Annotated in this window: 8 protein-coding genes; 4 read left to right on the top strand and 4 right to left on the bottom strand. The window is 38.5% G+C overall.

Features of this window, described 5'->3' with window-relative positions; genetic code table 11:
* Window positions 1–22 precede the first annotated feature (22 nt).
* A complete protein-coding gene (locus BMX24_RS19240; RefSeq protein ID WP_089795751.1) occupies window positions 23–6,475 on the top strand; it encodes a GEVED domain-containing protein in 6,453 nt (2,150 codons plus the stop codon).
* 360 nt (window positions 6,476–6,835) lie between these two features.
* Here BMX24_RS19240 and coaE read toward each other — a convergent pair whose 3' ends face one another.
* The 4 genes from coaE to ruvB all read right to left on the bottom strand — a co-directional run bounded on the left by coaE (window position 6,836) and on the right by ruvB (window position 10,145).
* Entirely contained in the window at window positions 6,836–7,471 is a 636-nt protein-coding gene (gene coaE, locus BMX24_RS19245; RefSeq protein ID WP_089795753.1) for a dephospho-CoA kinase, read from the bottom strand.
* Between the two features lie 10 nt (window positions 7,472–7,481).
* Entirely contained in the window at window positions 7,482–8,348 is an 867-nt protein-coding gene (locus BMX24_RS19250) for an MBL fold metallo-hydrolase (protein WP_089795755.1), read from the bottom strand.
* A 57-nt stretch (window positions 8,349–8,405) separates the two neighbouring features.
* On the bottom strand, window positions 8,406–9,014 hold the full coding sequence (locus BMX24_RS19255) for an FMN-binding negative transcriptional regulator (RefSeq protein ID WP_089795758.1): 609 nt from the start codon (window positions 9,012–9,014) through the stop codon (window positions 8,406–8,408).
* Window positions 9,015–9,122: 108 nt separating this feature from the next.
* Window positions 9,123–10,145 (bottom strand): Holliday junction branch migration DNA helicase RuvB, encoded by a 1,023-nt coding sequence (ruvB, locus tag BMX24_RS19260; protein WP_089795760.1) that lies wholly within the window; start codon window positions 10,143–10,145, stop codon window positions 9,123–9,125.
* Window positions 10,146–10,437: 292 nt separating this feature from the next.
* Here ruvB and hutI point away from each other — a divergent pair, with 292 nt between their 5' ends.
* The 3 genes from hutI to hutG all read left to right on the top strand — a co-directional run bounded on the left by hutI (window position 10,438) and on the right by hutG (window position 13,113).
* The gene (gene hutI / locus BMX24_RS19265; protein WP_089795762.1) at window positions 10,438–11,667 is read left to right on the top strand and encodes an imidazolonepropionase; all 1,230 of its coding nucleotides are present in this window, start codon (window positions 10,438–10,440) and stop codon (window positions 11,665–11,667) included.
* Between the two features lie 127 nt (window positions 11,668–11,794).
* Window positions 11,795–12,115, top strand: a complete 321-nt coding sequence (locus BMX24_RS19270; RefSeq protein ID WP_089795763.1) for a GIY-YIG nuclease family protein — start codon at window positions 11,795–11,797, stop codon at window positions 12,113–12,115.
* Between the two features lie 68 nt (window positions 12,116–12,183).
* Window positions 12,184–13,113 carry a formimidoylglutamase gene (gene hutG, locus BMX24_RS19275; protein WP_089795765.1) on the top strand — a complete coding sequence of 310 codons (930 nt, stop codon included), beginning with the start codon at window positions 12,184–12,186 and terminating at the stop codon, window positions 13,111–13,113.
* Window positions 13,114–13,136: the final 23 nt, after the last annotated feature.

The raw sequence follows: 13,136 nt of genomic DNA on the forward strand, positions 1-13,136 counted from the left end.
AATATAATATATTGAGAAAGTTATGAAGAAAAAATTTACTTCTTTCTTTTTCCTCTTTTTGTTTGCGATAACCAGTGCACAATGGAGTCCCACGACATTCAGGGGAGAAAAAAACAGAGCGAATGCCGACATTAAAGGCTATTACTCTCTAGACATTTCTTTACTAAAGTCTCAATTGGCAAAAGCGCAGGAAACGGGCAAAAATGCAAAGCCCGTCACCATCTCTTTGCCAACTTTAGGAGGGAAAATTGAAAAATTTGCCGTTTACAGCTTCCCAGTAGTGGTGAAGGAACTGGCAGATCAGTATCAATTAGGATCTTACGTAGGAGTTGGGATAGACGACCCCAACAAGTATCTGAGATTTAGTTTGGCGCCCGACGATTTTCAGTCGATGATTATCAAGGAGGGCAAATACGAATTTATAGAACCGGTCGACAAAAACAAAACAGTTTACGGTGTGCATCCAAAAACTGATAAAAGTAATGAAGGCTTCCTATGTTCTATGAACGAAGATCGACTATCTAAACAAGAGATAGAAAATCTTTACACGACAGGAAAAGCATTTTCTAATCAGACAATGAATTTCTCTAAAAATTCTGATAAGAAATACAGAACAATGAGACTGGCAATGTCTGTAACAGGAGAGTACACCCAATATTTCGGAGGCACTGTTGCCAATGCATTAACGGCTATTAATGCTACCTTAACAAGGGTAAATGGTGTATTTGAAAAAGATTTTGCTTTACACTTAAACTTACAGAACTTTCCGGGGGTAATTTATACCGACCCGGCTACTGACCCTTATTCACCTGCAGCACAGATGAACAACTGGAATTTGCAGCTACAGCAAACGCTGACTGCAAATGTAGGGAGTGCCAATTATGATATTGGGCATTTATTCGGTGCGACAGGAGGTGGTGGTAACGCAGGATGTATCGGCTGCGTTTGTATTGATCCTGCTAATAATACAGCGACTCAGAAAGGATCAGGATATACTTCTCCTGCAGATGGAATTCCGCAGGGAGATAATTTCGATATTGATTATGTGGCTCACGAAATGGGACACCAATTGGGAGCTAACCACACATTCTCTCACGGTCTGGAAACAGCTGGTGTAAACCAGGAACCTGGTTCCGGATCTACTATTATGGGATATGCAGGTATCACGGGTGCAAATACTGATGTTCAGCCGCACTCAGATCCTTATTTCCATATTGCAAGTATTAAACAAGTTCAGACAAACCTGATCAACAAAAATTGTGATGTTGAAACTACAGTTACAAACAATCCGCCTGTAATTGCGGCTCTGCCTGCTTATACTATTCCTAAAGGAACGGCTTTCGTGTTAACAGCTTCTGCTACAGATGCTGAAAATGACCCGATGACGTACTGCTGGGAAGAAGTAGATAATGCAAGTGTTACGATTAATAAAAATAATTTAGGAACAACTGCAAGCGGAGCAAGCTTCAGATCACTTAATCCTACAACCAGCCCTACAAGGTACTTCCCTAAGTTATCTTCTGTATTGGCTGGAGTTTTAAATAACTCAAACAACCAATGGGAATCTGTTTCCACTATTGCAAGAAACTCTAAGTTTGCCGTAACAGTAAGAGACAACAATCCTGCTGCAAACCAACAACAGACTCAGTTTGCAGAACAAACGATTACCGTAGGAAACGACGGACCTTTTAAAGTAACTACTACGACTGCTTACAATAACGGTCCTACAAACGTTACTTGGGATGTTGTGAATACAACGGCTGCTCCTTATAGTACTGCTAACGTTAAAATTGACTATACAACAGACAACGGAGTAACATGGACTGTACTTTCTGCTTCTACTGCTAACGACGGAAATGAATCATTTAACATTGCCGGTCTTACTGTAGGAAATATTATTAAAATCAGAGTAAGTGCAATCGGAAATGTATTCTATGCAATAGGTAGTGCTACAATAGCAAGTTTGGCTAACTGTACAACTGCTCCTCCAACAGGTATCACAGTGACTGCAATTACGCAGACTACAGCTACAGTTTCTTGGACAGCAGCTGCTAATGCAACATACGTAATTCAGTATCACCCTGTAGGAAGCACAACTTGGACTACCGTTACGTCTACCGGAAACTCTATAGGTCTTACAGGTCTTAGTGATGGTATTCAGTATGAAGTACAGGTGGCTACAGTGTGTAGTGGTGTTCAGGGACCTTTCTCTGCATCTACCAACTTTACTACACTGGGACTTACTTACTGTACTATGACGTCTAGTAACTTTGGTTCAGAATATATTTCAAACGTAAGTGTAACGCCTATCGGAGCTGCTCCTATGAGTAACAACTCTGCAGGTTCTACTTATACTGACTATACTACTACGCCAAGTGCTTTAGTAAACCTTGTCATCGGATCTACCGGAAATACAATTTCTGTTACTAAATTCTTCCCTGGTACTCAATGGAGTGAAGCCGTGGGAGTTTGGATTGACTTTAACAGAAACGGAACATTCGAAGCTACGGAACAAATCATGAATACACCAGCTAACACGACTACTCCTGTTACTGCTACATTCAACGTTCCGGCTACGGCTTACAACGGACCTGCAACGACAAGAATGAGAGTTGCAATGAGATACAGTACAGCTCCTGTAATGTGTCAGAGCTTTGGTGATGGTGAAGTTGAGGATTATGCTGTAAAATTAATTCAGCCGATTCCTTGTACAAGTAATGCTCCATTAAACCTTAATGTTACAAGTATCACGGCAACTTCTGCTTTTGTAACTTGGGATCCGGTAACGGGAGGTACTTATGTTCTTCAATGGAGACCGGTTGGTTCTACTACATGGACTACGGTTCCTTTAACTACACCTTCTTATGTTATTAATGGTTTAACAGAGCAGACTCAATATGAAGTACAGGTGGCTTATGTTTGTTCGGGTGTTACAGGTACATTCACTGCACCTTATCAGTTTACAACACCTCCGGTTACGTATTGTAATAATACTCCTACCGCTAATACGAATGGTTATATTTCTAATGTAACAATTACTCCAACAGGTTCTTATGTGATGAGTAATAACTCAGCAGCAAGCACTTATACAAACTTTTCTGCAGACCCTGCTAAATTGGTTACATTAGTTCGTAACTCTACAAATAACACTATTTCTGTTTCTAAATCTTGGTCTGGAACATTCCAGTCTTATATAGCAACTTCTGCTTGGATTGACTTTAACAGAAACGGTATTTTTGAAGCTAGTGAAAAAGTAATAGGCGTAGGTACAAGTATCACTACACCTATCACAGCTACGTTTACGGTTCCGGCGACTTCTTACAACGGACCGTTGACATTGAGAATGAGAGTGATTGTTGCTACTAGTACAATCAATGATCCTTGTGCAACAATTTCAGAAGGTGAGGTAGAAGACTACGCGGTTAAGATCATCGATCCGCAGCCATGTACAACAGCTCCTCCGACTCCGATTATTGTTTCAAACGTAACAGCTTCTACAGCCCTTGTTTCTTGGGTAAGTACTACCGGAGCTACTTATACATTAAGATATAGAACAGGTACAGGTGCTTGGACGGTGATTGCTGCTGCTACCAACCCGTATACTATTATTAACTTAAATGCTTCTACTACTTATGAAGTACAGGTAGCGACAATCTGTGGCGGTACTACAGGTGCTTGGTCAAACTCTGTAAACTTTACGACTCCTACAAGTACATATTGTAACTCAGGAACAGCTACGGTTACGGATGGTTATATCAATAATATAACAGTGACGGGTACCAGCACACCAACTATGTCTAACAACTCTGGTGCTACTACATATACAGATTATTCAAACGATGCTACTAAGATTATCACATTAGCTCGTAACTCTACGGGTAACATCTTATCTGTAGGAAGAACAATCTTATCCAGTACATATTCTACATATGCATGGCTGGATTTCAACGGTGACGGAATATTTAATAATAACCCGGTTACTGTTCCAGGAGGGGAGAGAATCATGAATTTAGGATATTCTTCTACAACTCCTGTTACTGCTACATTTGCTGTTCCTGCCGGAGCTTATGCTGGTACGAACAAAGTGAAAATGCGTGTAATTGTATACTTCTTGACTCCAACTGATGCTTGTTCACCGCTTACAAGTAACGGGGAAGTTGAGGATTATCAAGTGAAATTTATCGATATTCAGCCTTGTACTACAGCAGCTCCTACGGGAATTACAGTTACGAATATTGCAGCTACTACAGCTACAGTATCTTGGATCTCTTCTACAGGTGCTACTTATTTAGTAAGATGGAGAACTACTTCTCCGATTGGAGCATGGAACGTATCTCCTGCACCGATCACAGGTAATACTTATAATATTACAGGTCTTACAGAGCAAACAGCTTATGAAGTACAGGTTGCGACAATATGTGGTGGTGTTCAGGGACCTTGGTCTACTTCATTACCATTTACAACGACACCTATTACGTATTGTAATATGACAGGTACGGGAACTACTGATTTCATTTCTAATGTTACAATGACTTCCGTGAATCCTGGTCTACCGGTGATGAGTAATACTTCAGTTCAAACGAACTATATCAGCTATACTACGCCAGCGACACTTATTAACCTTGAAATTGGTTCTACAGGTAATAAAATTTCTGTAGCTAAAGGATGGTCTGGTGCTACACAAAGTGATGCAGTATCTGCTTGGATTGACTTTAACAGAAACGGTGTATTTGAAACTACAGAGCAAATCATGGCTTCTGCAGCAAGTACTACTACTCCTGTGACGGCATTATTTAACGTACCTTCAACAGCATACAACGGGCCATTGACAACAACAATGAGAGTGGTTCTGAAACGTTCAAGTGCTCCTGTAATGTGTCAGAATGCAGTGAACGGTGAAGTTGAAGATTACGCTGTGAAGTTGAGACCTTGTGCTACAACGATGCCAACGAACGTAGCAATCAATACGATTACTCACGTTTCAGCTAACGTAAACTGGACGGTACCTGCTGGTACGCTTACATTCATCGTAAGATACAGAGTTGCGGGTACTACAACATGGACAGAAGTAACTGCTTCTACATTGTCTGGAAATCCACCGATAGCTTTAACAGGTTTAACGCCGGCTACTACGTACGAAGTACAGGTTGCAGCAAGCTGCGGAACGACACCAGGTACATTTACCAATATTCAGACGTTCACGACGAGATGTGATCCTACACCTCCGAACGTTACAATCGGTACGATAACCACAAACTCTGCAGTAGTAAACTGGGCTCCGATTGCAGCTAGCTCAACGTATGTGATTAGATACAGAATTGTAGGAACTACAACTTGGACTACAATTAACGTTACAACTCCGCCTTTCGGTTCTTATACTATTACAGGTTTAAGCCCATATACAACATATGAGGTACAGATAGCAAATATGTGTAACGGTGAAACTACAGTTAACCCTTGGTCTAACCCTAAAGTATTTACTACAGAAAGAACTTGTGAACTTCCGCCTCCGGGACTTACTATCACGAACCTTACGCCTACAACGGCAGTAGTGGTTTGGGATCCGTTCCCAGGTGCGACTTATATCTTAAGATATAGAAAAGTAGGTATTCCGAGCTGGACAAATGTTCCTTCTTCTACGAATACGGTTACATTAACAGGATTGACAGAACTGACTCAGTATGAAATGCAGGTTGCAAACGTATGTAATGGTACACCAGGTACATATACACTGCCGTATTTCTTCACAACACCTACTGTAGTGTACTGTCAGATGGCTTCTACAGCTTCAAATTCAGAATATATTTCAAAAGTTAATGTGAAGCCTACTGGTAAGCCTGAAATGGACAATCCGTCTAATGCTTCGAACTACACAGATTATACAGGTATTCCTGCAACATTTATCGAATTGGTACAAGGTTCTTCAAACAACCAGATTACGATCGAGAAAAAATTATCAGGAAATGCTCAGGCTGGAGTTGCAGTTTGGATCGACTTTAACAGAAATGGATATTTTGATGTTAATGAAAGAGTCCTTGTTTCTTCACCGAATAATCAGCAGACGGTAAGCGGAACATTCTCTGTACCGGCAGACGCGTTCATCAGCTTGACGGACTACAAATATGTAGTAATGAGAGTAGCGATGTCGAAAGATGCTATCCCAGTGAACTGTACAAGCTTCCCGAATGGTGAGGTAGAAGATTATACCGTAAGAATTTCTAAACAAATTGTACCGAACCCGGTAAACCAAACGGATATCTTGATTTATCCTAACCCGGTAAGCTCAGTATTGTATGTGAAAAATATCAGCAAAAAAGCTAATTATAAGATCTACAATGCTGCAGGACAATTGGTGTCAAGCGGAATTATCTTAAACAACAAGATTGATGTACATGCATTGATAAATGGAGTTTATGTAATAGACATCCAGGATGGAGATGCAATATCTGTTCAGAAGAAATTCATCAAAGAATAGAAATACCATTTAATATTAATCCAATTTAGATAGGCTCTCAGAAATGGGAGCCTATTTTGTTGATTTTTCCTTAAGATTTTATGAGGATTCAAACCTAACAGGTTTCAAAAACCTGTTAGGTTTTGATTGACAGAACTTTATCACTAGCCCCCATTGAAACGATATCCTTTTTATCGGGCGGAACATGGAGCATAAACTGAAACTTTACGAACGTAGTTCAGGAGCCCGTAACCAAAAAGATACAGCACTTCGACAGGCTCAGCATAAAATTCAAGCGGGAGAAAGTTTCAAATAAAAGAAGTAGCACAAAAAAACTCGCAGGAAGTTTATCCGGCGAGTTTAATTTTTTAGTTAAAAATTTTATTCGATATCGAAGATTATTTTTTCGGTTTGATGCTTTAAATCTTCCAAATTTGTATTGTTGTAGATAATACAGTCGGCCAGTTTTATCTTGTCTTTTTCGGGCATCTGCTTTTCCATAATGGCCTGTACTTCACGGTAGGTTTTACCGTCTCTGTCCATCACCCTTTTTATTCTGATATTATCTTCGGCCGTTACCAGAATAGATTTGTAGCATTGCAGATTTAGCTTTAATTCAAATAATAAGGCGGTTTCTTTAAAAACCAGATATTTGGTCTGTTTCTTCACCCAATCCTCAAAATCAATGCGTACTGCGGGATGAATGATTTCATTTAATTGATGAAGTAATTCTTTATTGTTAAAAACTTTTTCAGCGACGAATTTTCTGTCGTAAAGATCATCTTTATCGTAAGCTTCTTCGCCTAAAAGTTCTTTGATTTTTTGTTTTAAATCATCATTGTCGTTCACAATTTCCTTCGCTCGGTCGTCTGAGTAATATACCGGAAATCCACATTCTTCAATGAATTTTGCAACGGTAGTTTTCCCCGAACCGATCCCGCCTGTTAAACCAATAACTTTGGATGCTGATAACGGCTCCGGTTCTGCCTTTTGGGGCTCTGAATGTAATTCTTCCATAGTTTAAAAATTAATATCCAAAAACATCATTAAAACTAAAAGTCTCATCCAGCCTCACTCCTTTTTCGGTCATTTTAAGGCTCGCCAATTCGTTGTGAGCATCATGTTCAAAGAACAATAAGTATTCATTATCCACACACTGTTTCAGGAATTTTCCTTTTTCCTCCAATGTCAAAAGTGGTCTTGTATCATATCCCATCACATAAACATGCGGGATGTGTCCAGCGGTCGGAATAAGATCTGCTGCAAAAACGATCGTCTTTTCCTGATACTGAATGACAGGTAACATTTGCTTTTCTGTATGGCCGTCAACGAAAATTACATCCATTTTCAGGTCAGGGGCAAAACCATAATTTCCCGTCGTAGGAAGCGGTAAAAAGTTCAGCTGACCACTCTCCTGAATCGGAATAATATTTTCCTTTAAAAAGCTTGCTTTTTCTCTTGCATTAGGCTCTGTTGCCCATTTCCAGTGGTTTTCGTTGGTCCAGAACTGTGCGTTTTTGAAGGCAGGTCTGTATCCTGTTCTGTCATCATTCCATTCGATGGCGCCGCCACAGTGGTCGAAGTGAAGGTGAGTAAGGAAAACATCTGTAATATCTTCTCTTACAAAACCGTATTTTTTTAAGTTTTTATCCAGATTATCGTCACCCCAAAGCGAATAGTGACCAAAGAATTTGTCATCTTGTTTGTTTCCAAGACCGCAATCTATTAAGATTAATTTTTTTCCGTCTTCTACAAGAAGGGAGCGGGTTCCCAGCTCAATCAGGTTTCTTTCGTCTGCAGGATTGGTTTTTTCCCACAGACTCTTTGGGACGACCCCAAACATGGCACCGCCATCCAGTTTAAATTTTCCGCATTGTATTGGATATAGCTTCATATATATTTTTGATTAGTTATCTTTTAATTATTTAATATTTCTAAATTAAAACTTTTTTTATTTAATGAGTTTCATTTTCTCAGCAATTTTCCTTGCATTTTCATCGCCTTCCTCAAGATTTGAAATGATATTCCGGAAGTCATGCTCTTTTCTGTTTTGCGAAAGTTTTTGTTTAATAAAAATCTCAGTCGGAATTATTTTTAAGCCGAAAGCTCCTTTCATTTCCTTTTCCACAAATTCTCTTCCCATATCTTTTACCATTACAGGACACTGCTGAACTTTTTCGTATTTATAGGTTAATTTTTCCAAATGATGATAGAGTTCCGCATCATTCATCAGTTCTACTTTTCCGTAGATTTGTACCGCTTCATAGTTCCAAGTCGAAACATTGATATGATCGTACCAGCTGCTTGAAATGTAGGTATGAGCGCCCAGAAAATCACAAAGAACTTCATCACCGTTTTTCAACGTTTTCGCCTGTGGATTGGCTCTGGAAATATGGCTCTCAATATAAACATTTTCCGGATCATCTTCATTCAGCATCATCATAGAATGGGTAGCCCGGATTTTATCAACTGAAGAAATTAATAAAGCAAAAGAATTTTCTCTGATGATTTCCTTCATCAAATCGTAGTCTTCACTTTTATATAATTTCGGTATAAACATAAATTCTTTTATTTTAAATTTTAACCACAAAAGCTTTAGTTTAAATTAAAGAAAATTACAGATTAAAAATCTTTGGTGACTTTTGCGGTAAAAAAACTTTAAACCAAACTAAAAAAGCTCTCCCGGATTTCTAGGGATGGCAATATTCAGATGTTTATATGCTTTTTCGGTAACTTCTCTACCTCTCGGTGTTCTGATAATAAACCCTTCCTGAATCAAAAATGGCTCATACACTTCTTCCAGTGTCTCAGGGTTTTCAGCTATCGATGTTGCCAACGCTGAAATTCCGACAGGTTTCCCTTTGAAATTTTCTATCATCACCCGCATGATCTTATTGTCCATTTCGTCTAAACCGAATTCATCAACATTTAAAGAATTTAAAGCATATTTTGTGATATTAATTTCAATTTCACCATTGCCTTTAATCTCTGCAAAATCACGAACCCTTCTCAAAAGAGCATTCGCAATTCTGGGTGTTCCACGGCTTCTTCTTGCAATTTCTATCGCTGCGTCTTCGTATATTTTTACGCCTAAAACTCTTGCACTTCTGATGATAATCGTCGACAACAATTCTATCGTATAATATTCCAGCCTGCTTTGAATCCCGAATCTTGCTAGCATCGGTTTTGTGAGCATTCCGCTTCTTGTCGTTGCGCCTACCAATGTAAAAGGATTTAAGCCGATCTGAACACTTCTTGCATTCGGCCCGGTTTCGAGCATGATATCGATTTTGTAATCTTCCATTGCAGAATACAGATATTCTTCCACAACAGGCGAAAGACGGTGAATTTCATCAATGAAAAGCACGTCGTTTTCTTCAAGATTCGTCAACAGACCGGCCAAACTGCCGGGTTTGTCCAAAACAGGTCCTGAAGTAACTTTACAATTAACCCCAAGTTCATTGGCAATAATATTGGCTAAAGTGGTTTTACCCAACCCTGGAGGTCCGTGCAACAGGACATGATCGAGCGCTCCGCCACGTTTTTTGGCAGCAGTCACGAAAACTTCAAGATTTTCCAAAGTTTTCCTTTGTCCCGCAAAATCTTTAAAACTCTGGGGACGGATCTGTTCTTCCTGCATGAGCTCTTCGCGGGAATAATTGTCTTTATCTGGATGTAAAAAATCTGGCATTAACTCAATTTCATTTACCGTAAAGATAGGAAATTTAGGTTTAGATTGAGGTTGAGGCTGAGATTAATTTCAGGCAAAGATTGAGATTACAATTGATAGTGTTTAGGATTTACCAGATTGATATATTTTAAGTATTTTTGAGAGAGAAAATAAGATAAAACTGTCTGGCATATTTCTATGCAGGTATTCTTAAGGAATGGCAATGTTAAACGCAACTTTTGTCATGCTGGAAGCATCTAAGCAAAGTACAGTCAAAATAATTTTATCTAAAGTTTAGCTTTAAAAAAAATAAATGAAACTTATAGGCCCCTTCAAGCAAGTCGTAACACTTGCCAACCTTCCTTTAAGAGGAAAACTTTCTGACGATCAACTTGAAATTATTGCAGATGGAGGAATTTTAGTTGATAACAATACCATTCAAAAAGTCGGAAATTTTGAAACATTAAAATCGGAAAATCAAAATATAGAAATCGAATCTATTGAAGGCGAACAAATCGTTCTTCCAGCTTTCGTTGATTCCCACACGCACATCTGCTTTGGTGGAAACCGGGCAAATGACTTTGCCATGCGCAATGCCGGGAAAACATACCTTGAAATCGCAGAAAGCGGAGGCGGAATCTGGAGTTCCGTTCAGCATACAAGAAACGCATCGGAAGAAGAATTATTAAAAACGATTTTAAAAAGAATTGATTTTTTAATCGCTTTGGGAATCACAACTATTGAAATAAAAAGCGGTTACGGTTTAGATGTAGCTAATGAGCTGAAAATGCTTCGAATCATTAAAAAAGCACAGGAACAGACGAAAGCTACTTTGGTTCCGACCTGTCTTTCGGCACATTTGAAGCCGAGAGATTTTGATGGTAGCAATGAAGAATATTTACAATATATTTTAACTGAAATTTTGCCTAAAGTAAAAAAAGAAAATCTAGCAAAACGCGTTGATATTTTCATTGAAAAATCAGCATTTCAGCCGGAAGAAAGTAAGGGTTTTTTGCTTAAAACTAAAGATTTAGGTTTTGAAATTACTGTTCATGCAGATCAGTTCACGCCGGGAAGTTCAAGAATTGCTGTGGAAGTGGGAGCGCAATCTGCAGACCATTTGGAAGCAACCATTGATGAGGATATCGAGTTTTTGGCACAATCAAATACGGTGGCGACGGCTCTTCCGGGGGCGAGTTTAGGATTGGGAGAAAAGTTTACTCCGGCAAGAAAATTATTGGATGCAGGAGCCATTTTAGCAATTGCGAGTGACTGGAATCCGGGTTCTGCTCCGATGGGAAATCTCGTTACTCAGGCTTCTATTTTAGCAACATTCGAAAAATTGACTACTGCTGAAGTTTTAGCGGGAATGACTTTCCGTTCGGCTTTTGCGTTGGGATTGGAAGACAGAGGAAAATTGGAAAATGGGTTGAAGGCGGATTTTGTAACTTTTAAAACGAATAATTTCCAAAATGTTTTGTATAATCAGGGAAGCTTGAAGGCAGAGCGTGTTTATATTGATGGGAATAAAGTTTTAAAATAAATTATGTTTTATATTACAAACTAGACTGAGATGCTTTCAGCATGACAAACATTGTGCATAATATACCATACGAATTGTCATGCTGAAAGCATCTGAACATAGAATTTAACACAAATGATAAAAAACAATGTTTGAATTAAATGAAGGTATTTATAAATTTTACGTATATATTTTAACCAACAAAAACAGAACAGTTTTATATACAGGCGTTACAGGAAATTTACATCAAAGATTAAAGGAACATGTAAATAAAATTAATCCGACTAGTTTTACCGCAAAATATAATACTTGTTTTCTAATTTATTATGAAAAATTTGGTTGGATACAACAAGCTATAGAAAGAGAAAAAGAGATAAAACTTTTAAAAAGAAACTATAAATTTGAGTTGATAAGAAATGTAAATCCTAATTTGGAATTTTTAAATCACCTTTTTCAACAAGCCGTTTAGATGCTTTGACTACGTCGAACCTAAAGGTTTCAGCATGACAAGTGGGACGCAAATTAAAATTATCAATAATGAACAACAATATCTGGCAGGGAAGATTAGACGGTGAAGAACTTCTTTACCACAGAATATTTCAGAGAGTAAGAGAAGAAAGTAACTACGATACGATTTCAACTAATGATTTCGTTTTACACGGATTTGCAGTAGATGAGGGCGTTAGAAGGAATAAAGGGAGACAGGGTGCAAAAGATGCTCCGGATATCATCAGGAAAAATATGTCTAATTTTCCGGTGATTCTTCCTGATTTTTCATTGCTTGATTTTGGAAATATCACCTGTGACGACGGAAATTTGGAGGAAACCCAAAACAATCTTGCGAAAAATGTTTCTAAAGTTCTGTTGAAAGGCGGAAAGTCGCTGGTTTTAGGAGGAGGGCATGAAGTGACGTATGCTCATTATTTGGGTATAAAAACTGCTTTTCCTGAACAGAAAATAGGGATCATCAATATTGATGCTCATTTCGATAACAGACAACCCGAAAATGGAATAGGAGCAAGCTCAGGAACAGGATTCTGGCAGATCGCGCAGGAAGGTGAAATTAATTCTTTACATATCGGAATTCAAAGAAATTCCAACACCTTGAAATTATTTGATACAGCCCACCAATACGGAATGAAATATATCCTTGCCGATGAGCTTTTCTTTGAAAATTTACCATCAATTTACCAACGGATTGATGAATTGCTGAATAGTGTAGATTACGTCTATTTAACGATTTGTATGGATGTTTTTAATGTTTCAATTGCACCGGGAGTTTCAGCTTCTGCATACAATGGGATTTTTGCTGATGCGACATTTATGCATCTTTACAGGCATATTTTAAAGAATGAAAAACTTTTGGCGCTGGATGTGGCGGAAGTTAATCCTGCTTATGATATCCAGGACAGGACAGCAAGACTGGCGGCATGTCTTATGAATGAATGGTTTATGATAATGCCATGAAATTATATTTTTTCGATAGAGAA

Origin of the sequence: Chryseobacterium wanjuense (genome assembly GCF_900111495.1) — a bacterium.
Classification (GTDB): domain Bacteria; phylum Bacteroidota; class Bacteroidia; order Flavobacteriales; family Weeksellaceae; genus Chryseobacterium; species Chryseobacterium wanjuense.